The organism is Aquirufa esocilacus (assembly GCF_042715595.1).
GTDB lineage: Bacteria > Bacteroidota > Bacteroidia > Cytophagales > Spirosomataceae > Aquirufa > Aquirufa esocilacus.
The window spans coordinates 681,581-704,147 of the sequence record NZ_JBBKXX010000002.1 but is presented as its reverse complement, the minus strand read 5'-3'; the positions used below and the strand labels follow the sequence as shown (position 1 = coordinate 704,147).

The window sequence follows — 22,567 nt, the reverse complement described above, 5'->3', positions numbered from 1 at the left end:
CCCGTGCGCCACTATGTCCGAAGACACCGTTCGACTTGCATGTATTAGGCCTGCCGCTAGCGTTCATCCTGAGCCAGGATCAAACTCTCCATTGTAAATAATCTTTGGATGTTTGACTGCTCTTATTAATATAAGAAAATTGTCATTATCCTTGTCTTGAATGCTACTATTTCGACACTGTGATTTAAACACAGTATCTCTTCTTTATTTCTATCAACACGTCAAAGAACTCTTGTACCTCCAATAAATCAAACAAAGCAACCCGCCTTGTCGTGAACTTAATCACCTGATCTACTCTCAGTCTTGCTCTAGAAACCTTTTGTTCCTAGCGATTGGGAGTGCAAAGATGTAGGATTATTTTTTTAAACGCAAGTCTGCACTCGAAACTTTTTAATGAAAATGTGCTAAAACACTGAAAATCAAAGAGAAAAATTTTAAATAAAAAATAAAAAAACCTCGCAAAAATTAATTCTGCGAGGTTTTGGCCTTTTTTGGCAATAAAAGGATTATTACTTTTCTAAGAAAGGATAACGGAAATCCGTAGGCGAAACGAAGACTTCTTTCACCGTGCGCGGAGAAACCCAGCGCAATAAATTTAAATAAGAACCCGCCTTGTCATTCGTTCCAGAGGCGCGCGCACCGCCAAAAGGCTGCTGGCCCACCACGGCTCCCGTACACTTATCATTTAAGTATAAGTTACCTGCCGCGTTTTCTAAGTCTTTCATCGCTTCAAGCATCGCATATTTGTCTTGCGCGAAAATCGCACCCGTTAAGGCATACGCTGAAGTCGAGTCTACTAAGGCTAGGGTTTCTTTCCAATCTGCATCATTGTATACATAGATGGTTAATACCGGGCCAAAGATTTCCTCCACCATCGTGCGATAGGTCGGATTCGTCGTTAATAAAACCGTAGGCTCTACAAAATAGCCTTTCGAATCGTCGAAATTTCCACCTGAAATAACGCTTACTTCGGGGGACTTTTTGGCTTCACTTATATAAGAGGTGATTTTCGCGAAAGCTTTGGCGTCGATGACTGCGTTCACGAAGTTTTCAAAATCTTCTGTGCCGCCCATTTTGATGGCGGCTAAATCAGCCTTCAATTGTGTTTCTACCGCTGGCCATAAGGAAGCGGGAACGTAGGCGCGAGAGGCTGCGGAGCATTTTTGGCCTTGGTATTCGAAGGCGCCACGGATTAAACCAGTTGTTAATGCTTTAGCGTCAGCGGAGGAATGAGCTATAACGAAGTCCTTGCCGCCTGTTTCTCCCACGATGCGTGGATAGGACTTGTAGTTGGCGATGTTTTGACCTATATTCTTCCAAATCGTCTGGAACACGCCTGTCGATCCCGTAAAGTGAATCCCCGCAAAGTCGCGGTGAGAGAATACTACCTCCCCTGCTTCCGGGCCATCCGCTAGCACTAAGTTGATCACACCAGCCGGCAAACCTGCCTCCTCTAGAATCTCCATCAATAATCCCGCCGAATACACCTGGGTAGGCGATGGCTTCCAAACGACCGTATTTCCCATCAAGGCAGGTGCCGCCGGTAAATTACCCGCGATTGCCGTGAAGTTAAAAGGAGTCAAGGCGTAAACGAAGCCCTCTAAAGGGCGGTACTCCAAGCGATTCCAAACGCCAGGCGACGAAATCGGTTGTTCGCTATAAATCTGTTGTGCGTAATGCACGTTAAAACGCAAGAAATCAATCCACTCACACGCCGCATCGATTTCCGCCTGGTAGGCATTCTTCGATTGACCTAACATCGTGCGCGCATTTAATTGCATTCTATATTTAGTCGCTGAAAGATCTGCCGCTTTCAAAAAGATCGCCGCGCGATCCTCCCAAGGCATCGATGCCCAAGCCGATCTAGCCGCTAGAGCCGCGTCAATCGCCTGCGCTACTTCTGCTTTTCCTCCTTCATAATAGTGACCTAACACGTGTTGGTGATCGTGGGGGCAAGTCATGGCGACTTTTTTGGCACCCTTTACAGAACGACCAGCGATGCGCATCTGAACGTCAATTTGCTGATTCCGCAAATCCGAAAGGGCTTGCTTTAATTTGGATCTCTCCGCTGAATTTGCGCCATATTGCAAAATAGGCTCATTCACAGGTGTAGGCACTTGAAAAACTCCTGAGGACATATTGTTTCGTTGATGTGTAATAAAGTTGATGTGTAATAAATAGGATGCTAAATTACGCGTTTTCTACTTATTATCAAGAACCACAAAGCTCAGGTAAGGTTTCAAACGCCTCCACGCCACCTGATCTAGTAATTGAATTTGCAGCAAGGTTTCAAAATCTTTCATCGGACCATGCTGTTTTCTGTAGGCCAAAACCACCTTCGACTGCCCATAAGGCAAATACGGATGCCTGAAATCTTTCCATTCTACCTGGTTAATCTTCAGAAACCGATAAACCCCCGCTCCTACCTTTAATAAAGCCTTATTTTCTTTAACCCAAATCGAGTCCAAACCATACACTTCTTTCAATTGATCTACTTGGTAAAACCCACCCAACTTCTCTCTATAGGTAATAATCCTTTTCGCAAACCCCGGCCCAATTCCATTCAGCGCCACCCATGCTGCCGAATCTGCGGTATTGATGTCGATAGCCTGCTGCCTCCTGTAGCCGCCGGACTTAAAACCTCCGGACTCTTTTCCGCTGGACTTATAGCTCCCATAGTCGACCCAACCTTTCCCCCGGCCTCCGGACTTAAAACCTCCGGACTCTCTCCCTCCAGACTTCGGACTTATCTTCTTATAATTCGCCTCCCAAACCACCGGATTAAATTCAAGTCTTTCCTGCTCTTTACTATAGTATTCATTTCCTATATAATAAAGGACATAGATACCCATCATTAGGAAGAGTACAACAATCCCTTTAATCTCCTCATGGGTGTAGGCGAGGACGAAGCGTAGGTAGTAGTGGATCTTATTTTTCATTAGTGGATGATTTTAAAGCATAAAGAATAAAGCACAAAGAATAAAGTTGGTTAAAAATGAGGCTGAAGCCCCATTTTGGATGTTTTAGAAAAGTAGACCACAACACTTCATAAAGGCATCGCCTACGGCGGCTCCAACTTTATTCTTTGTGCTTTATGCTCTATTCTTTACTTCCAAGGCAATCTCAAACAAAAATCTCACAACCCCCTTGTATCTCAGAAAATTATCAGTACCTTTGCAGGCTATTTTAGGGTACAAGCCTCCGGGCCTATCCAAAAAGAAATGATTTCTGAAACACAATTCCTTTATCGTAGGGGAAGCGCAAAGGGGGATCATTTTTTCATCTACGAGGCATTTCAGCTTTAAATTGTGCCCAGAGGGCCATTTTTCATTTAATTTAAAACGTATAAAGCCTTGAGTAACATCACTGCCACCGGAAGACACAGCTTTGCAAAAACGCAGTCTGTGATCGATTATCCAGATTTTCTGGATATCCAAATCAAATCCTTTCAGGATTTTTTCCAGCTAGAAACAGCTGCTGAGAATCGTACTGACGAAGGTTTATTTAAAGTGTTTGCTGAGAATTTTCCTATCGCGGATTCGCGGGAAAACTTCGTTTTATCGTTCGTTGACTACTCTGTAGATCCGCCGAAATATTCGGTAGATGAGTGTATCGACCGCGGTTTGACGTATTCAGTACCTTTAAAAGCGAAATTACGCTTGATCTGTAATGATACAGACAACGAGGATTTCCAAACCATCGAACAGGAAGTATTCTTAGGAAACATTCCGTACATGACAGAACGTGGATCATTCGTGATCAACGGAGCTGAGCGTGTCATCGTTTCTCAGTTGCACCGTTCGCCAGGTGTATTCTTCGCGCAATCGAAGCATACAAATGGAACTAAATTGTATTCGGCTCGTATCATTCCATTCAAGGGTTCTTGGATTGAATTTGCAACGGACGTTAACAATGTGATGTATGCGTACATCGACCGTAAAAAGAAATTCCCAGTGACTGTATTGCTTCGTGCAATTGGTTACGGAAATGACAAGGATATCTTAGATTTATTTGGCCTAGCTGAAGAATTAAAGGTAGACAAGAAGACTTTGAAGTCAACGGTAGGACGTCGTTTAGCTGCGAGAGTTTTGAAAACGTGGCAGGAAGACTTCGTAGATGAAGATACAGGTGAGGTAGTTTCTATCGACCGTAACGAAATCTTGATCGAGCGTGATACTGTTATTACAGAGAATGAGATCGAGACGATTTTGGAATCAGGTTCTAGCACGATCATCTTGCACAAAGACGATGCGAATGTTACTGATTACAACATCATCTACAATACATTACAAAAAGATACTTCGAACTCGGAGAAAGAGGCGGTAGAAGTTATCTACAAGCAATTACGTAACACGGATGCTCCAGATGAGCAAACGGCACGTGATATCATCCAAAACTTGTTCTTCTCAGACAAGCGTTATGATTTAGGCGAAGTAGGTCGTTACCGTATCAATAAAAAATTAGGCCATGATATCCCAATGGATATTAAGGTATTGACAAAAGAAGATATCATCTCTATCGTGAAGTATTTGATCGGCTTGATCAACTCTCGCGCGGTTGTCGATGATATTGACCACTTGTCTAACCGTCGTGTACGTACCGTGGGTGAGCAATTATATGCTCAGTTCGGTGTAGGTCTTGCGCGTATGGCTCGTACGATCAAAGAACGTATGAACGTTCGTGATAACGAGGACTTTAAGCCAGTTGACTTGATTAATGCACGTACGTTATCGTCTGTGATTAACTCGTTCTTTGGAACAAATCAGCTATCTCAATTTATGGATCAAACGAATCCATTAGCTGAGATCACGCACAAGCGTCGTATGTCTGCCCTTGGGCCAGGCGGTCTTTCTCGTGAAAGAGCTGGTTTCGAGGTTCGTGACGTTCACTATACGCACTACGGTCGTCTTTGTACGATTGAAACGCCAGAGGGACCTAACATCGGTTTGATTTCTTCTCTTTGCGTTCACGCGAAAGTAAACGGAATGGGCTTCATCGAAACTCCTTACCGTCTAATCGAATCAGGAAAAGTAGATACGTCTACAACTGTTTCGTATTTAACGGCTGAAGAAGAAGATGGCAAGAACATCGTTCAAGCAAATGCACAGATTGACAAAACGGGTAAATTCTTATCTGACCGTGTGAAAGCACGTTTCGAAGGTGACTTCCCATTAGTTAATCCAGCGGATGCACAATATATGGACGTAGCGCCTAACCAAATTGTTTCGGTTGCGGCTTCTATGATTCCTTTCTTAGAGCATGATGATGCGAACCGTGCCTTGATGGGATCGAACATGCAGCGCCAAGCGGTGCCATTGTTACGCCCAGAAGCACCTATCGTAGGTACAGGTTTAGAACACCGCGTTGCGATTGACTCACGTACTTTAGTCGTTGCTGAAGGAAGTGGTGTGATCGAATACGTTGATGCTTTACGCATTGTAGTGAACTACGATCAAACAGAGGAGCAAAAATTAGTAAGCTTCCACGGTTCTACAAAAGAATACAAATTAATCAAGTTCCGTAGAACGAACCAGGATACAACAATCAACTTAAAGCCGATTGTCTTCAAAGGACAAAAAGTGGTGAAAGGTCAAGCACTTTGCGAGGGTTATGCAACTCAAGCAGGTGAGCTAGCTTTAGGTCGTAACATGAAAGTGGCGTTCATGCCATGGCAAGGTTACAACTTTGAGGATGCGATCGTGATGTCTGAAAAAGTTGTTCGTGACGATATCTTTACTTCGATCCACATTGAGGAATTCGAATTAGAGGTACGTGATACGAAACGTGGTGAGGAGGAATTAACTTCTGAAATCCCGAACGTTTCTGAGGAAACAGTTCGTAACCTAGACGAGAACGGTGTTGTTCGCGTAGGTTCTGAGGTGAAAGAAGGAGATATCTTAATTGGTAAGATTACACCAAAAGGAGAATCTGATCCAACTCCAGAAGAGAAATTATTACGTGCCATCTTTGGTGACAAGGCAGGTGATGTGAAAGATGCTTCGAAGAAAGCGCCACCATCGTTAAAAGGTGTGGTTATCGACACGAAATTGTTCGCTCGTCCTAAAAAGGATAAGGATCAACGTGATAAGTCGAAGGCTGAATTGAAGTTGGTTATGAAGCAATACGGCAAAGACCTTTTAGAGGTTCGTAAGATCATGATCGAAAAGACCGTTGCTTTATTAGCTGGAAAAACGTGTGGTGGTATCCGTCATAAGTTTGGTACAGTGATCGTAGAGAAAGGGGTTAAATTCACAGCGAAAAACATCGAAGAATTATTATTCCCAGATAAAAACTTATACCGCGATGAGTCAACGTATGCAGTTCCTGAAGAAGCGAATTTACTTTCAGATTTGATCGTAGAAGATGCTACTGCAGATGCAGCGACTAACGCGACTTTCTTAGCGTTAATTAAGAGCTTCCACGTTCGTCGTAACGAAATCGCTGGAAACTTTAAGCGTGAGCGTTTCGTGTTAGAGGTAGGTGATGAATTGCCTGCAGGTATCGTGAAATTAGCGAAGGTATATGTAGCTAAGAAGCGTAAGTTAAAAGTGGGTGATAAGATGGCGGGTCGTCACGGTAATAAGGGTATTGTTGCTCGTATCGTTCGTGAAGAAGATATGCCATTCTTAGAAGATGGAACACCAGTAGATATCGTATTGAATCCACTAGGGGTACCATCTCGTATGAACTTAGGACAAATTTACGAGACCGTATTAGGTTGGGCTGGACAAAAATTAGGTAAGCGTTATGCGACGCCTATTTTCGACGGCGGAACTGAAGCAGAGGTAGCGGCTGAATTAACGTTAGCTGGTTTACCAGACTGGGGTCGTACGTATTTATACAATGGTTTAACGGGTGATAAATTTGATCAACCGGTGACTGTAGGTATCATCTATATGTTGAAACTGGGTCACTTAGTGGATGATAAGATGCACGCACGTTCGATCGGACCTTACTCATTAATTACACAACAACCATTGGGTGGTAAAGCTCAGTTTGGTGGTCAGCGTTTTGGTGAGATGGAGGTTTGGGCATTAGAGGCCTTCGGTGCAGCGAATATCTTGCAAGAGATCTTAACTGTGAAGTCTGATGATGTCATCGGTCGCGCAAAAGCTTACGAAGCTATTGTAAAAGGTGAAAACATGCCTAAGCCTAACATTCCAGAATCATTCAACGTATTGATTCACGAATTGAGAGGTTTAGCCCTTGAAATCACCCTTGAGTAAACCATTGGGCTTTGGCCCTATTAAAAGAGTTCATTTTCCAATAAAATACATAGAAAATGTCATTTAAAAAGACTAGAAAGCTGAATAGCGATTTCCAAAAAGTAACCATCTCACTAGCCTCTCCTGAGTCCATCTTAGAGGGGTCTAATGGCGAGGTAACACAACCGGAAACCATCAACTACCGTACCTACAAACCCGAAATGGGCGGTTTGTTTTGCGAGCGTATCTTCGGTCCTACGAAGGACTGGGAGTGCCATTGCGGCAAATACAAGCGTATACGTTACAAAGGCATCATTTGCGATCGCTGTGGTGTAGAAGTAACGGAGAAAAAAGTACGTCGTGAGCGTATGGGCCACATCGAATTAGTGGTTCCAGTTGCACACATCTGGTACTTCCGTAGCTTACCGAACAAAATCGGTTACATGCTAGGTTTATCTACTAAGAAATTAGACCAAGTAATCTATTACGAACGTTTCGTCGTAGTTCAACCAGGTATGTACGCGGAAGAAGGAAAGATCGGTAGCCAATACCTTGATTTCTTAACAGAAGACGAGTACTTAGATATCTTAGACAAATTACCGCGCGAGAACCAACATTTACCTGATGAAGATCCACAGAAATTCATCGCGAAAATGGGTGCTGACGCGTTAAATATGTTATTATCTCGCATTGACTTAGACAGCTTATCGGCTGACTTGCGTCACTCTGCGGACACGGAGTCCTCTCAACAACGTAAGGCTGAAGCCTTGAAGCGTTTGAAAGTGGTAGAAGCATTCCGTGAGTCGATCGGTCGTATCGATAACCGTCCAGAGTGGATGATCATCAAAATGGTTCCAGTAATTCCACCAGAATTACGTCCGTTGGTGCCATTAGATGGAGGTCGTTTTGCGACATCTGATCTAAATGATCTATACCGTCGTGTGATTATCCGTAACAACCGTTTGAAGCGTTTGATTGAGATCAAAGCGCCAGAGGTAATCTTACGTAACGAAAAACGTATGTTGCAAGAAGCTGTTGATAGCTTATTCGACAACTCACGTAAAGTAAATGCGGTTCGTTCTGAAGGTAACCGTGCCTTGAAGTCTCTTTCTGATATGTTGAAAGGTAAGCAAGGTCGTTTCCGTCAAAACTTATTAGGTAAGCGTGTCGATTATTCAGGTCGTTCGGTTATCGTGGTAGGTCCAGAATTGAAAATGCACGAATGTGGTCTTCCGAAAGATATGGCGGCAGAATTATTCAAGCCGTTTGTTATCCGTAAGTTGATCGAACGTGGTATCGTGAAGACGGTTAAGTCTGCGAAGAAAATTGTTGATCGTAAGGATCCAGTGGTTTGGGATATTTTGGAAAATGTAATGAAAGGACACCCAGTTCTTTTAAACCGTGCTCCTACCCTTCACCGTTTAGGTATTCAAGCTTTCCAACCGAAATTAATCGAAGGAAAAGCGATCCAATTGCACCCATTAACGTGTACGGCCTTTAACGCCGATTTCGATGGTGACCAGATGGCGGTTCACGTTCCACTAGGACATGAAGCGATTTTGGAAGCCTCGTTATTAATGCTTGCATCTCATAACATCTTGAACCCAGCGAATGGTGCGCCTATTACGGTACCATCTCAGGACATGGTGTTAGGTTTATATTATGTAACCAAAGGACGTAAGTCAACTCCTGATCACAAAGTGGCTGGTGAGGGATCTCGTTTCTACGGATTTGAGGAGGTTGTTATCGCCTTGAACGAGAAGAAATTGTCTAAGCACGCGAACATTGTAGTGAAAGCTACGGTACGTAAGGAAGATGGCACATTGGTTCAAGAAATGGTGGAAACTGTTGCGGGCCGTGTGTTATTCAACTTATGCGTTCCAGAGGCAGTAGGTTACATCAATGAGTTATTGACGAAGAAGAAGTTGCAACAAATCATCTCACACGTTCACAAGATCTGTGGTATGGCTCGTACAGCGCAATTCTTGGATGATATCAAAGAATTAGGTTTCCAACAAGCCTTCCACGGTGGTTTATCGATGGGTATTGGTGATGTTCAAATTCCTGCAGAGAAAGCTTCTTTAGTGAAGAAAGCTCAGGAGGATGTTCAAGCGGTTTGGGACAACTACTTAATGGGTTTAATCACAGATAACGAGCGTTACAACGCCGTTATTGACATCTGGACAAAAGTTAACTCGAAAATTACCGAGACTTTGATGAAGCAGATGGAAGAGGATAACCAAGGATTTAACGCGATCTACATGATGATGCACTCTGGAGCCCGTGGTTCTCGTGAGCAAATTCGTCAACTAGGTGGTATGCGTGGTTTGATGGCTAAGCCTCAGAAGAACTTACAAGGTTCAGTAGGTGAAATCATCGAAAACCCAATCCTTTCTAACTTTAAAGAGGGTCTTGACGTATTAGAGTACTTTATCTCGACTCACGGTGCGCGTAAAGGTTTGGCAGATACTGCCTTGAAAACAGCCGATGCGGGTTACTTGACTCGTCGTCTACACGACGTTGCGCAAGACGTGATCGTGAACGAAGATGATTGCGGTACGTTACGAGGTATCGAGGTGTTCCCATTGAAAGACAATGAGGAGATCATCGAGCCATTATCTGAGCGTATCTTAGGTCGTGTGTCTATTCACGATGTATATGATCCAATCACCAATGAGTTAATCGTAGCTTCAGGTGATGAAATCAACGAAGCTATCGCAACGAAAATTGATGAGACAGCGATCGAGTCAGTAGAGATTCGTTCGGTATTAACTTGTGAGACGCAAAGCGGTGTGTGTGCGAAATGTTACGGACGTAACTTAGCAACAGCTGCAATGGTGAACTTAGGAGAAGCGGTAGGTGTAATTGCCTCTCAATCGATTGGTGAGCCAGGTACTCAGTTAACTTTACGTACGTTCCACGTGGGTGGTACAGCACAAAACGTTTCCTTAGATGCGAGCGTTAAAGCGAAATTCGACGGGGTGATTAACTTCGAAGAGGTTCGTTCTGTCAGCTCTACAGATGCAGATGGTAATCCAGTAGAAATCGTGATGGGTCGTTCTGGTGAGGTTCAAATTGTGAACCCAGCGAACAAACAAATCTTGATCTCTTCTAACATTCCTTATGGTTCTTTCTTACGCGTTAAGGAAGGCCAAGCAGTGAAAAAAGGAGATGAAATCTGTGCTTGGGATCCATACAATGCGGTTATCCTTTCTGAAGCTGAAGGTAAAATTGAATTCGAGGCAATCGAAGAAAACAATACCTACAAAGAGGAAGCGGATGAGCAAACAGGTATGCGTGAGAAAGTAATTGTTGAATCGAAAGATAAGACAAAGAACCCATCCGTATTAGTTAAAGCAAAAGGCAAAGAAGATTTAGTATACAACGTTCCAGTAGGTGCGCGTTTAGCGATCGACGAAGGAGATAAAATCAAAGCGGGTCAAATTATCGCTAAGATTCCTCGTGCGGCAGGTAAAACGCGTGACATTACGGGAGGTCTTCCACGTGTAACGGAATTATTCGAAGCACGTAACCCATCTAACCCAGCCGTAGTAACGGAGATTGATGGGGTAATTTCTTACGGTGTGATTAAGCGTGGTAATCGTGAGATTATCGTGACACCGAAAGAGGGAGCTGAGCGTCGTTACTTAGTACCTTTGACACGATTTATCCTAGTACAAAATAATGACTTCGTACGTGCAGGTGCACCTCTTTCTGATGGTGCGATTACTCCGTCTGATATCTTAAAGATTAAAGGACCTACTGCAGTACAAGAATACTTAGTGAACGAGATCCAAGACGTTTACCGTCTACAAGGTGTGAAGATCAATGATAAGCACATCGAGTGTATCGTTCGCCAAATGATGCAAAAAGTTCAGATTTTAGAGCCAGGAGATACACAATTCTTACAAGGTCAAAACGTAGATCGTTTCGTATTCCGTCACGAGAACGACTTGATTTTAGATAAGAAAGTGATCACTGACGCTGGAGATTCTGAGAAATACAAAGCAGGCGCACTACTTTCAGCTCGTGCCTTGCGTGATGAGAACTCTTCGTTAAAACGTAGAGATATGAAGTTAATGAAAGTACGTGATGCGCAAGCAGCCGTTTCTTCTTCTAACTTACAAGGTATCACGCAAGCTTCATTAGGAACTGAATCATTCATTTCAGCTGCGTCGTTCCAGGAAACTACGAAAGTACTTTCTGAAGCGTCTATCCGCGCGAAACAAGATACCTTAGACGGCTTGAAAGAGAACGTTATCGTAGGTCACTTGATTCCAGCTGGTACTGGTCTTCGTCGCTACAAAGATATTTTGGTTACATCGAAAGATGAGCTAAAAGCAATCGAAGCGAAGAAAGAAGCTGCAGAAATCGCTGAAGCGAAAGAAAAAGTAGAAGCTGCAAACTAATTTGTAGAATCATTTGAATAGACCCCCGGCTTTTCTTAAGTTCGGGGGTTTATTTTTTACCAGAACAGAAATATGGAAAACCCCGCAGAAGAAAATCAATTAAATATCGAGCTTCCAGAAGAAATGGCGGAAGGCCATTACGTAAATTTGGCACTCATTGCTCACAGCCCATCCGAGTTTGTGATGGACTTTATTCGCATTTTACCAGGTCTTCCTAAGGCGAAAGTAAAGTCGAGAGTCGTCATGACACCTGACCACGCCTACCGCTTAATGCAAGCACTTCAAGAGAATATTCAGAAGTACGAAGAGGCCTTTGGCCCCATTATGAAAGAGGGAGATGCCGCAGGTTTCCAATTCCCGATGAATTATAACGGCCCCATAGGCGAAGCGTAAACGTTTTAGGTGATTTAATCCCATTTTTTTAGCTGAAAATCAGGTAAAAAGGTGGGATTTTTGCCTTTTAAAGGAAATTAGAATTATATGCGCTTATCTAAAAAATTCCTGGAGTCAGGCAAACTTCAATCTTCCATAGCTTTACAAATTCCATCACCGGAGATATTCACGTATCCGGAGAAAGTCCTACAGTTTGGGACGGGAGTCTTGCAACGCGGACTTTGCGATTTTTATATCGACAAAGCAAACCGCCAAGGAATTTTCAAAGGTCGCGTAGTAGTCGTAAAATCGACGACAAAAGGAGGCGCAGATGCTTTCGATGAACAAGATGGTTTGTATACGCATTGCATCAAGGGAATCGATGAGGGTATAGCCAAAGAAGAGAATATTATCAACTCCTCCATCTCTCGTACCATTACTGCCTCGAAAGACTGGGACAAAATCATCGAATGCGCGAAAAGCGAAGAGATGCAAATCATTCTTTCGAACACCACAGAAGTAGGAATTACCTATGTGGCGAACGATCCAATTGCGAACGGTTGTCCCTCTTCTTTCCCCGCTAAATTATTGGCGTTCTTGCATGCTCGTTTCACGCATTTCGCTGGATCTGCTGCCTCAGGAATGGTCATTGTTCCTACGGAATTAATTATCAACAACGGAGATGTATTAAAAGGCATCGTCTTGAAATTAGCAGCGGACCACGGTCTATCTACAGAGTTTGTGACTTGGCTAGAAACGGCGAATCACTTCTGTAATTCCTTAGTGGATCGCATTGTTCCGGGTAGCCCGGATGCGGCGACAAATGCGGAGATTTGTGCGCAATTAGGCTATGAGGATTCTTTGATGATCATTTCAGAGGTCTATAGCCTTTGGGCGATTCAAGGAGGGGCCAAAGTGAAAGACGTGCTATCCTTTGCCCCAGCGGATAAAGGCGTAATTATCGCAGAGGATATCGAAATCTACCGCGAATTGAAATTGCGCTTATTGAATGGAACGCACACATTACTATGCGGGATGTCCTTTTTGTTAGGTTTCCGTCTCGTGAAAGACGTGATGGCGAACGGCTATTTAAGCAAATTGATTATGAATTTAATGCTGAGCGAATTAGCGCTGAGCATCCCTTATAAAATGGATTTCAAGGTGGCGGATCGCTTCGGACGTTCGGTGTTAGATCGTTTCCGCAATCCATACATTAACCACAAATTGATCGACATTACGGTGCAGTACACGACGAAAATGCGGATGCGTAACGTGCCATTGGTGATTAATTATGCCAAAAACTTTGGCAAAGCACCTGAGCTATTCTGCATGGGCTTCGCGGCTTACTTGCAATTTATGCATGCGGTGAAAGAAGAAGAGGGAAAATACTATGGCGATAGCAACGGAGAGGCCTACCCTATCCAATGCGATTATGCGCCGTATTTCTACGAGGCTTGGAAAGATTTTGACTTGAAGAAAGTGTTATCCAATACGGATTTATGGGGCACGGATTTGACAAAGGTTCCAGGATTTGTGGAGGGGGTGACGAAATATATTTAGAGATTATAGAGTAGAGAGTATAGATTTAAAGCATAAAGAATAGAGCACATAGCATAAAGGAGAAAATGGTAAATGGTGAATGGTAAATGATAGCTCCGGACTAAACACCTTCGGACTCATTCCCTCCGGACTGTCCAAGGACTACTGCCCAAGGACTACTGCCCACTGAATAGATTAAACGACATACTATGAAAGCGTTTTTAGATAAAGATTTCTTGTTGCAGTCCGAGACGGCGCAAACTTTGTACCATCAATATGCGGCGCAGATGCCCATTATTGATTATCACAATCACTTGATTCCTCAGCAGATCGCGGAGGACAAGCAATTCGATAATATCTCCCAAATCTGGTTAGCCGGCGACCACTACAAATGGCGGGCGATGCGTGCGCACGGGGTGGATGAAAAATACATCACAGGAAATGCGTCTGACGAGGAGAAGTTCTTGAAATGGGCAGAGACTGTGCCCTATACGATGCGCAACCCATTATATCACTGGACGCACTTGGAGTTGCAGCGCTATTTCGGGATTACGGAATTATTGAATGCGGAAAGCGGAAAGCGGATTTACGACCAGTGCAATGCTCTTTTGCGCACTCCAGCGTTTTCTGTGCGCAACTTATTGTTAAAGATGAACGTGAAAGCACTTTGTACGACGGATGACCCGATCGACAATTTGGCCTACCACCAACAGATCAAGGCGAGTGGATTTGCGATCAAAGTCTTACCTACCTTCCGTCCGGATAAGGCGATGGGCGTGGATGACGAAATTGTGTTCGTAGAATATGTGAATTCAGTAGCAGCAGCGGCTGGGATCGAAATCCATACCTTAGTGGATTATAAGAAAGCGATTGCCGCGAGACATGATTTCTTCCATTCCGTAGGCTGTCGTTTAAGTGATCACGGATTGGAGCAGATTTATGCGGACGAATACACCGAACAGGAAATCGCGCACATTTTTGAGCGATTAATGACGGGTAAAACGATTAATCAGAAAGAGAAAGTGCAGTTTAAATCAGCAATGCTGGTGTATTTTGCGCATTTAGATCATGCCAAAGGTTGGACGCAACAATTCCACCTAGGGGCAATTCGCAATAACAATGACCGTCTGTTAGGGACATTAGGTCCTGATACGGGTTTTGATTCGATTGGGGATTTTGAGCAGGCGCGGCCTTTGTCGAAATTCTTAAATCACTTAGATTCGACGAATCAATTAGCGAAGACGATCTTGTATAATTTGAATCCACGCGATAATGAATTGTTAGCGACGATGACGGGTAATTTCCAAGATGGAACGATTGTAGGAAAGATGCAATTCGGTTCGGGCTGGTGGTTTTTGGACCAAAAAGACGGCATGGAAAAGCAGATCAACGCCTTATCCAATATGGGGATGTTAAGCCACTTCGTGGGGATGTTAACGGACTCCAGAAGTTTCCTTTCGTTCCCAAGACATGAGTATTTTAGAAGAATCTTGTGTAATTTACTTGGCGCGGATGTGGAAAATGGAGAATTACCGGCGGATATTGCTTGGTTAGGCAAGCTGGTACAAGACATCTCGTATAACAACGCGGCAGGATTTTTTAATTTCGAAGAGTAATGAAGAAAGTTATCACTTTTGGGGAAATCATGGGTCGTTTAAGCCCTGCGGGCTATGGCCGCATTACCCAAGCACAGTCATTGAACATCACCTTTGGTGGCGGCGAGGCAAACGTGGCGGGCGGTTTAGCTCACATCGGAATCCCGGCGGAACACGTGACTTGTTTCCCAAACAACGAATTAGGCAAAGCTGCCACCGGCTATTACCGCCAAGTGGGCGTGGATATGTCGCATACGGCGTATAAAGAAGGTCGCTTGGGCTTGTATTTCGTGGAGTTTGGGGCAGCCATGCGCCCGAGCAAAGTGACGTATGACCGTGCGGATTCTGCTTTCTCTAACTTGAATCCAACTGACTTTAATTGGAAAGAAATTTTCAACGGCGCAGGTTGGTTCCACTGGACAGGCATAACGCCGGCCATTTCAGAAGCCGCAACTATTGCATTAACAGCAGCCTTGAAAGAGGCAAAAGCACAAGGTTTGACGATTTCGGCGGATGTGAACTACCGCAAGAACCTTTGGCAATATGGAAAATCAGTAAAAGAGGTAATGCCCGCTTTAATCGCGCAATGCGACATTATCGTGTGTGGCAAAGGCGATGCAGAGGATATCTTAGACATCGTACCGGATGGCCGCGCAAAAAGTGGCTGGCAAGACATCTGTATTCAGATTAAGGAGCGTTTTCCTAACTTAAAGAAGATTATTAATACCAAAAGAGGGCAGATTTCTGCTTCTCAAAATACCTTATCTGCCACCTCCTTTGATGGCTCTAAAGTCATTAAATCCGACACAGTAGAAATCTCCCAAATCGTCGATCGTATCGGTGGTGGGGACGCTTTCATGGCCGGTTATATTTACGGAAACTTGGTTTATGGTGATGAGGCGAAGTCTTTGGCCTTTGCTGTAGCGGCTTCCGCTTTAAAACACACGATCGAAGGGGATATAAATTTATCCAACCTAGACGAAATTGAAACCGTCATGGGTGGTGATATAACCGGACGATTAAAAAGATAATCATGGCTAGAAATTCAGCAGACATAGTATATTCTCGATTAGCGGAAACGCCTATCGTTCCTTTATTTTTCAATGCAGATCAAACGATCGCCCAAAACGTTTTGAAAGCCTGCTACGACGGCGGAATTCGCGTTTTCGAATTCACGAATCGCGGCGAAGCGGCTCCAGCCATCTTTGCGAAACTAATCGACTTCTGTGAGAAAGAATGCCCGGATTTAGTACTCGGAATCGGAACGATTTACGATGCAAAACAGGCGACTGAATTCATCGAAATGGGCGCTGACTTTATGTTGCAACCCTTTACCACGGCTTCCGTAGGCGAGGTTTGCGCGAAACACAATATCCCTTGGATGCCAGGCACGATGACCTTGACGGAGATTCGTAATGCGGAGATTTTAGGGGCAAAATACGTGAAAATATTCCCAGGAAATGTGGTAGGACCTGCTTTCGTGAAAGCGATTCAAGGTCCTATGCCGAAGACTAAAATTATGGTAACAGGCGGAGTGGAACCTAACCGCGAAAGTTTAAAAACGTGGTTTGATGCAGGTGCGGCAGCGGTAGGCATGGGCTCTCAATTGTTCCCGGCTTCCCTTATTGCAAAACAGGATTACCAATCGATAACACATACCATTAATGATTTAATCCAAATTTATAAGGCCCTTTAATCAGGCAAAACAACCTTAACTATGAAAAAAATAGGAAATTATCGTTGGAGAATTAGTTCATTACTCTTTTTTGCGACAACCATTAACTATTTAGACCGTCAAGTAATCAGTCTATTAAAGCCCTTAGTAGCAAATGAATTTGGATGGAATGGAGAAAATGGGGAATCAAATTATATGTACGTGCATATGGCATTTCAAGCCTCTTATGCGATTGGACTATTAGGATTTGGCGGAATTATCGATCGCATTGGCACTAAATTAGGCTATACGATTTCCATCATCGCTTGGAGTGTCGCGGCAATGATGCATGCGTTAGCTACGGGTACTATGAGTTTTGCCTTCATGCGTGCTTTATTGGGTTTAGGGGAATCAGGGAACTTCCCTGCGGCCATTAAAACGACGGCAGAATGGTTTCCAAAAAACGAGAGAGCCTTAGCCACCGGCATTTTTAACTCAGGAGCGAATATTGGAGCAGTGGTCGCTCCAGTCGTAGTACCTTGGATTTTTAGTCAATTTGGATGGCAAATGGTCTTTATTGCGACCGGTGCAATTGGGTTTATTTGGCTTATTTTTTGGTGGTTATACTACGAAGTACCCTCTAAACAAAAAAAACTATCGAAAGAAGAGTTTGACTATATCCATGCGGATATGGATGAGAAAGAGGATAATCAAGAGCCGGTTAAATGGGCTAAATTATTTAAATTTAAACAAACCTATGCGTTCTTATTCGGTAAGTTATTAACGGATCCTATTTGGTGGATTTTACTAACCCAATTACCCTCTTACTTTAGTAGTCGATTCCATAAGGACTTAAGCAAGCCTAGCTGGGATTTAGTTGTTATATACACGGCTACCACACTAGGTAGTATAGGTGGTGGATGGCTATCTGGGATGCTGATCAATAAAGGTTGGGCTTTCTATAATGCCCGAAAAATATCCATGTTGGGGTTTGCATTAGCCGTTGTACCTATCATGTTAGCGAGCTATTGTGATAACATCTGGCAAGCGGTAGGATTGATTTCCTTAGCTGCAGCTGCACACCAAGCTTGGAGTGCAAACATTTATTCCATTGCTACGGATATGTTCCCAAAGAAAGCAATTAGTTCTGTTATTGGCATCGGGGGAATGGCGGGTTCTGTAGGTGGAATTATCTTTATGTATTATGTTGGTTTACTTTTAGATTCTTACAAAAAATCAGGGGATATAAATATTGGATATAACTATGTCCTGCTATGCTGTGGACCTGCTTATTTAATCGCTTGGGCGATTATCTATATGCTAGTTCCTAAACTGGAAACAGCGAAAATTGACGATTAGTCTTTCTTGCGAAAAATTAGATTCTTAGTTAGTTCATTTAATTGGGTGATTTTTTCTTGAAAGTCACCCTTTAATGATTTACGACCTTCCTCTAATTGATCAAGGGAGGTTTGGATATCGTCAGGAATGACGTCTTCTAGAAAGGCTCTGATTCTTTTGGCTAACGTAGGGGATTTCCCATTCGTCGAGATCGCAATCTTCAGATCCCCTTTTTGAACGATGGATCCTAAATAAAAATCACACAAAGGTGGCGTATCCGCCACGTTGCAAAGTAAATGTTGGGCAGCGGCCAAGGCCTTGATTTCCGCGTGCAATTCAGGTGAATCGGTGGCGCAGATGATTAAGTCTAGCCCTTCTAAATCCGATGGTTGAAATCCGCGCGTTAAGATGCGCACCTGCGGAAAATCCTGTAAGTATTCGATTGTTTCCGGGCGAAAAAAGGGCGCCACTAAGGTCAAGTTTGCCTCCGGTGAATTGCGTAATATCGCGGATGCTTTTTCTAAGGCTACATTCCCTCCTCCCACGACCAAGGTCTGGATTTGATCCATTTTCAAGAAGATGGGAAACATCGTGTTAGGCATCGACTACGGGGGCTTTTTTGCCGGCAAGCTGGCCGCAAGCCGCATCAATATCGCGTCCGCGGGAGCGGCGGATATTCACAATCATTCGTTTGCTCTCTAAGTACGCTGAGAACTTAGCAATCGCATCTGCCTCCGCATTCACGAAAGAAGATTGAGCGATCGGATTGTATTCGATGAGGTTGATTTTGCATGGGATGCCTTTGGCAAACTCATATAATTCACGAGCGTCCTCTAGGGTGTCGTTGAACTTGTTAAAGACAATGTATTCGAGCGTGATTTCGTTGCCTGTCTTGTCGAAGAAATACAATAGCGCGGCCTTTAGGACGTCCAAGGTATTGCTTTCGTTGATGGGCATAATCTGATTCCGCTTTGTATCATTCGCAGCGTGCAAGGAAAGGGCCAGATTGAATTTGACCTGATCGTCGCCTAGTTTTTGGATCATCTTTGCGATACCTGCCGTAGACACCGTAATGCGGCGTGGCGACATCCCTAAACCCTCTGGCGAGGTGATCTGTTCGATAGATTTTAAGACATTCGCATAGTTCAACAGCGGTTCGCCCATCCCCATGTAAACGATGTTCGTCAGCGCTTGACCGTATTTTTCCTGTGCCTGATCGCGAATTAACACGACCTGATCGTAGATCTCGAATGACTCTAAATTACGCTTGCGGTCCATGTAGCCTGTTGCACAGAAGCTGCAGGTAAGCGAACATCCCACTTGGGAGGAAACGCAGGCCGTCACGCGTTCGCGGGTAGGAATTAACACTCCCTCTACGAGGTTGTTGTCGTGTAATTGAAAGCTGGATTTGATGGTGCGGTCTGAGCTGTATTGCGCCTCCGCGGTCGTCACGATTTGCAAAGAGAATTTCTCCGAAAGCCATTCGCGCGTCGTCTTAGGGACATTTCCCATCGCATCGAAACTGCGTGCAGCCTTTTTCCAAATCCACTCGTACACTTGCTTAGCACGGAATGCGGGTTCTCCGGCTGCGAGCATCTCTGCCTTTAGCTGTTCAAAACTTAGATTCCGTATCGCGACCTTCTTTTCCAATCTTATTTCTTTAATAATTCACTCACTTTCGCTGAGATGGCTTTACCGTCTGCTAATCCAGCTAATTGCTTCGAAGCAGCACCCATCACTTTACCCATATCCGCTGGACTCGTAGCGCCTACGGCCGCGATGATTTCAGTGATTTTAGCGGTTAATTCTTCGTCAGACAATTGCTTAGGCAAGAATTCTTCGATGATAGCTAGTTCCGCTTGCTCTTTTTCCGCTAAGTCTGGGCGGTTTTGAGAAACATAGACTTCTAATGAATCACGGCGTTGTTTCGCTGCTTTCATTAAGATTTTCATCTCTGCGTCAGCGCTTAAACCGTCAGCGCTAGAGCCCGAAGTTTCTTCCAAAAGAATCATGGATTTGATCGCGCGGAGCGCCCGTAAACGGTCTGCGTCTTTCGCACGCATGGCATCTTTGATACCATTCTCGATAGTTAATTTTAACGACATAGCTTGTTTTGATTAAAAATGAGCCTTGACTCCTTCTAAAAATTCCCGGTGGTTACTTAACCTCGGAACTTTATGCTGGCCGCCTAATTTCCCTCGTTCCCGCATCCAGTTGTGGAATGTTCCGGCTGGGGCGATATGGACCAAAGGAGGGCCAAGCACTAAATCATAAGACCTTTTCGCATCGTAGTCCGAGTTTTGCTCGCGAAGCGTTTGGTCCAAAATCTGTGCAAAGGTACGAAAATCTTTTGGGGCTTTTGAAAATTCGATCACCCATTCGTGGTGACCGTTTTTGCCCTCGTTCATAAAGGCTGGAGCCGCCGTATAATCCTTGATCTCTGCCTGGGTCGCGGCGCAAGCGCGCGCGACGGCCGTCTCCGCATTCTCGATAATCAACTCTTCCCCAAAGGCATTGATGAAATGCTTTGTCCTTCCCGAAATCTTAATCCGGTACGGACTCACGGAAGTAAACTTCACGGTATCCCCGATCTTGTAGCGCCATAAACCCGCGTTCGTCGAAATGACCATCGCATAATTCACGCCTACTTCCACCTGGCTTAAAGAAACAATGGTATTCGCCTCTTCCCCCTCATCGTTCATGGGAATAAACTCATAGAAGATGCCGTAATCGAGCATCAGAAGCATCTCATCCGGTTTGGAAAGATCATCCTGAATTCCAAAGAACCCCTCAGACGCGTTGTATATCTCTAAAAATCCGACCTGTGACGACGGGAAGATTTGGTTCTTAAACAACTCCCGGTAGGGCCCAAAAGCCACCGCCCCGTGAATCATAAATTCGAAATTCTCCCACACCTCCAGAATCGACTTCTTCCCGGTAATCTCCAAAATCTTCTCAATCAACACGAGCGTCCACGTGGGAACGCCCAAAATACTCGTCACATTCTCCTTCGACGTCTCGATCGCCATCTTCTCGATCTTCTGATCCCAATCCCCCATCAGCGCCACATCGAGCGAGGGCGTCCGTATGATTTGTGCCCAAATAGGCAGATTCTTCATCACCACCGCCGACACATCGCCCATCAGCATACTCGAATTCACCGGATTCTCCGTCAAACTTCCTCCAATGGACAGCCCTTTCCCCTCAAAAACTTTCGTTTCCGGTTTGTTCGCTGCCAGCAAGGTGATCATATCTTTCCCGCCCATCATGTGGCATTCCTCGAGCGACTCTTTCGAGACTGGAATGAATTTGCTACGGGCATTCGTGGTACCAGAAGACTTCGAATACCAGCTAATGGGTGTATCCCACAAGATGTTTTGCTCCCCTTGCATCATCCGATCGATGTACGGAAAAATTTCCTCATAGGTGGAAATGGGAACTTGCTGTTTGAATTTCTCGTAGTTACTTATGTCGGCATAGCCGTGTTTAGTACCCCATTCGGTCGAGCGGCCATGAGACAATAAGCCCTGCAACATTTGTTCTTGTAGTTCCAAAGGCCGTTCGTACATCGCCTCAATCCGCGGCATTCTCCGCTTCATAAACCACAACAAAGTCTCATTAAACAACGACATGTTTAGGGTTTTAGGAATTGGGGTGCACGATTTGGATAGTCGGTAATGATGCCGTCCACCTGCCAATCGCTGAATTTCTGCATCTCTGCCGTCGTATTGATGGTCCAAGGAATAACTTGCATGCCGCGTGCATGACAAAAATCAATCTGCTCTTTCGTTAAAAACCGGTACGAAGAACTAAAAATCTCCGGCACAAAACCGAGCGATGCGAGCATCTGTTCTGGGCTCTCCTGCTCTACTAAAGCGGAAATCCGCCCTTGACGGATAGCCGTTTTCCAGTATTGCAGTACGGCAAAATCGAAACTTTGTAAAATCAACGAAGCAGGTGAAATATGATTAGAAATCACGGCCCACACGCGATCCGCAAACTCTTTTACCGTAGCCGGTTGTGATTTTCCGTATTCAATGGGCTCAGATTTGATCTCAATATTATAGTAAACGGGGCGACCTGATTTACGTGCATAGGCCTCACCTAAGGCTAAGACCTCTGAAAGTAAGGGTTTATAGGTGGCGACGCGCGCTTGCTCCGGAAACAGTTTGTTCCCGCGAGAGCCTACGTCGAAAGACTTAATTTCGCTGTAGGGTTTTTGGTATAAATTAATGGACGTTTCTGAAACGGGCGAGCCATCCGAAAAAGACGCATACAAAGGATTCATATAAGGCTCATGGGAAACATAAACCTGGCCGTCTGCGGAAAGGCAAACGTCCATCTCGAGTACCGTTACCCCCATCTCTAAGGCGTGTTGAAAAGCGGGTAAGGAATTTTCTGGATATAAACCCCTGCAACCTCGATGTCCTTGAATCACAGGCTTTTGACCCATAG

General features: G+C 44.4%; 15 protein-coding genes and 1 rRNA gene. 8 read left to right on the top strand and 8 right to left on the bottom strand.

The features are described 5' to 3' along the window. From SKC37_RS08510 to SKC37_RS08500, 3 genes are all read right to left on the bottom strand, one after another. Positions 1-95 (bottom strand): 16S ribosomal RNA (locus tag SKC37_RS08510); the annotation flags it as partial. Positions 96-509: 414 nt separating this feature from the next. After that, a complete protein-coding gene (gene pruA, locus SKC37_RS08505) occupies positions 510-2,138 on the bottom strand; it encodes an L-glutamate gamma-semialdehyde dehydrogenase (RefSeq protein WP_377981072.1) in 1,629 nt (542 codons plus the stop codon). A 63-nt stretch (positions 2,139-2,201) separates the two neighbouring features. After that, positions 2,202-2,939 carry a helix-hairpin-helix domain-containing protein gene (locus SKC37_RS08500; protein ID WP_377981071.1) on the bottom strand — a complete coding sequence of 246 codons (738 nt, stop codon included), beginning with the start codon at positions 2,937-2,939 and terminating at the stop codon, positions 2,202-2,204. A 414-nt stretch (positions 2,940-3,353) separates the two neighbouring features. Between SKC37_RS08500 and rpoB the strand changes: the two genes are divergently transcribed. From rpoB to SKC37_RS08460, 8 genes are all read left to right on the top strand, one after another. Then, complete coding sequence (gene rpoB, locus SKC37_RS08495; protein WP_377981070.1) at positions 3,354-7,226, top strand: DNA-directed RNA polymerase subunit beta; 3,873 nt, start codon at positions 3,354-3,356, stop codon at positions 7,224-7,226. A 56-nt stretch (positions 7,227-7,282) separates the two neighbouring features. After that, a complete protein-coding gene (gene rpoC, locus SKC37_RS08490; protein ID WP_377981069.1) occupies positions 7,283-11,614 on the top strand; it encodes a DNA-directed RNA polymerase subunit beta' in 4,332 nt (1,443 codons plus the stop codon). Positions 11,615-11,686: 72 nt separating this feature from the next. Beyond that, the gene (locus SKC37_RS08485) at positions 11,687-12,007 is read left to right on the top strand and encodes a DUF3467 domain-containing protein (protein WP_223129982.1); all 321 of its coding nucleotides are present in this window, start codon (positions 11,687-11,689) and stop codon (positions 12,005-12,007) included. 87 nt (positions 12,008-12,094) lie between these two features. Beyond that, positions 12,095-13,546 carry a tagaturonate reductase gene (locus SKC37_RS08480; protein WP_377981068.1) on the top strand — a complete coding sequence of 484 codons (1,452 nt, stop codon included), beginning with the start codon at positions 12,095-12,097 and terminating at the stop codon, positions 13,544-13,546. A 188-nt stretch (positions 13,547-13,734) separates the two neighbouring features. After that, complete coding sequence (uxaC, locus tag SKC37_RS08475) at positions 13,735-15,141, top strand: glucuronate isomerase (RefSeq protein WP_377981067.1); 1,407 nt, start codon at positions 13,735-13,737, stop codon at positions 15,139-15,141. Further along, the gene (locus SKC37_RS08470; RefSeq protein WP_377981066.1) at positions 15,141-16,151 is read left to right on the top strand and encodes a PfkB family carbohydrate kinase; all 1,011 of its coding nucleotides are present in this window, start codon (positions 15,141-15,143) and stop codon (positions 16,149-16,151) included. The genes uxaC and SKC37_RS08470 overlap by 1 nt, the downstream gene beginning before the upstream one ends. A 2-nt stretch (positions 16,152-16,153) precedes the next feature. Further along, positions 16,154-16,816, top strand: a complete 663-nt coding sequence (locus SKC37_RS08465) for a bifunctional 4-hydroxy-2-oxoglutarate aldolase/2-dehydro-3-deoxy-phosphogluconate aldolase (protein ID WP_377981065.1) — start codon at positions 16,154-16,156, stop codon at positions 16,814-16,816. A 21-nt stretch (positions 16,817-16,837) separates the two neighbouring features. Next, positions 16,838-18,133 carry an MFS transporter gene (locus SKC37_RS08460; protein WP_377981064.1) on the top strand — a complete coding sequence of 432 codons (1,296 nt, stop codon included), beginning with the start codon at positions 16,838-16,840 and terminating at the stop codon, positions 18,131-18,133. On the opposite strand, the gene SKC37_RS08455 is transcribed toward SKC37_RS08460, so the two are convergent. Genes SKC37_RS08455 through SKC37_RS08435 form a run of 5 tightly spaced genes read right to left on the bottom strand, consistent with a single transcriptional unit; the run spans position 18,130 to position 22,565 of the window. Then, entirely contained in the window at positions 18,130-18,702 is a 573-nt protein-coding gene (locus SKC37_RS08455; RefSeq protein WP_377981063.1) for a precorrin-2 dehydrogenase/sirohydrochlorin ferrochelatase family protein, read from the bottom strand. The two genes, SKC37_RS08460 and SKC37_RS08455, sit on opposite strands and share 4 nt — an antisense overlap. A gap of 4 nt (positions 18,703-18,706) precedes the next feature. Beyond that, a complete protein-coding gene (rlmN, locus tag SKC37_RS08450) occupies positions 18,707-19,762 on the bottom strand; it encodes a dual-specificity RNA methyltransferase RlmN (protein ID WP_377981062.1) in 1,056 nt (351 codons plus the stop codon). 2 nt (positions 19,763-19,764) lie between these two features. Next, positions 19,765-20,217: a GatB/YqeY domain-containing protein gene (locus SKC37_RS08445; protein WP_377981061.1), complete on the bottom strand. Its 453-nt coding sequence runs from the start codon at positions 20,215-20,217 to the stop codon at positions 19,765-19,767. Positions 20,218-20,229: 12 nt separating this feature from the next. Then, positions 20,230-21,744 (bottom strand): GH3 auxin-responsive promoter family protein, encoded by a 1,515-nt coding sequence (locus SKC37_RS08440; RefSeq protein ID WP_377981060.1) that lies wholly within the window; start codon positions 21,742-21,744, stop codon positions 20,230-20,232. A gap of 2 nt (positions 21,745-21,746) precedes the next feature. Then, positions 21,747-22,565 (bottom strand): glycerophosphodiester phosphodiesterase family protein, encoded by an 819-nt coding sequence (locus SKC37_RS08435; protein WP_377981059.1) that lies wholly within the window; start codon positions 22,563-22,565, stop codon positions 21,747-21,749. Positions 22,566-22,567: the final 2 nt, after the last annotated feature.

What these genes read in the sequence shown, in the direction of transcription:
- SKC37_RS08455 (WP_377981063.1), bottom strand. Translation starts at nt 18,702, where the DNA reads ATGTTTCCCATCTTCTTGAAAATGGATCAAATCCAGACCTTGGTCGTG.
- SKC37_RS08485 (WP_223129982.1), top strand. Translation starts at nt 11,687, where the DNA reads ATGGAAAACCCCGCAGAAGAAAATCAATTAAATATCGAGCTTCCAGAA.
- uxaC (WP_377981067.1), top strand. Translation starts at nt 13,735, where the DNA reads ATGAAAGCGTTTTTAGATAAAGATTTCTTGTTGCAGTCCGAGACGGCG.
- rpoC (WP_377981069.1), top strand. Translation starts at nt 7,283, where the DNA reads ATGTCATTTAAAAAGACTAGAAAGCTGAATAGCGATTTCCAAAAAGTA.
- SKC37_RS08480 (WP_377981068.1), top strand. Translation starts at nt 12,095, where the DNA reads ATGCGCTTATCTAAAAAATTCCTGGAGTCAGGCAAACTTCAATCTTCC.
- SKC37_RS08465 (WP_377981065.1), top strand. Translation starts at nt 16,154, where the DNA reads ATGGCTAGAAATTCAGCAGACATAGTATATTCTCGATTAGCGGAAACG.
- SKC37_RS08435 (WP_377981059.1), bottom strand. Translation starts at nt 22,565, where the DNA reads ATGGGTCAAAAGCCTGTGATTCAAGGACATCGAGGTTGCAGGGGTTTA.
- SKC37_RS08470 (WP_377981066.1), top strand. Translation starts at nt 15,141, where the DNA reads ATGAAGAAAGTTATCACTTTTGGGGAAATCATGGGTCGTTTAAGCCCT.
- SKC37_RS08440 (WP_377981060.1), bottom strand. Translation starts at nt 21,744, where the DNA reads ATGTCGTTGTTTAATGAGACTTTGTTGTGGTTTATGAAGCGGAGAATG.
- SKC37_RS08445 (WP_377981061.1), bottom strand. Translation starts at nt 20,217, where the DNA reads ATGTCGTTAAAATTAACTATCGAGAATGGTATCAAAGATGCCATGCGT.
- pruA (WP_377981072.1), bottom strand. Translation starts at nt 2,138, where the DNA reads ATGTCCTCAGGAGTTTTTCAAGTGCCTACACCTGTGAATGAGCCTATT.
- SKC37_RS08460 (WP_377981064.1), top strand. Translation starts at nt 16,838, where the DNA reads ATGAAAAAAATAGGAAATTATCGTTGGAGAATTAGTTCATTACTCTTT.
- SKC37_RS08500 (WP_377981071.1), bottom strand. Translation starts at nt 2,939, where the DNA reads ATGAAAAATAAGATCCACTACTACCTACGCTTCGTCCTCGCCTACACC.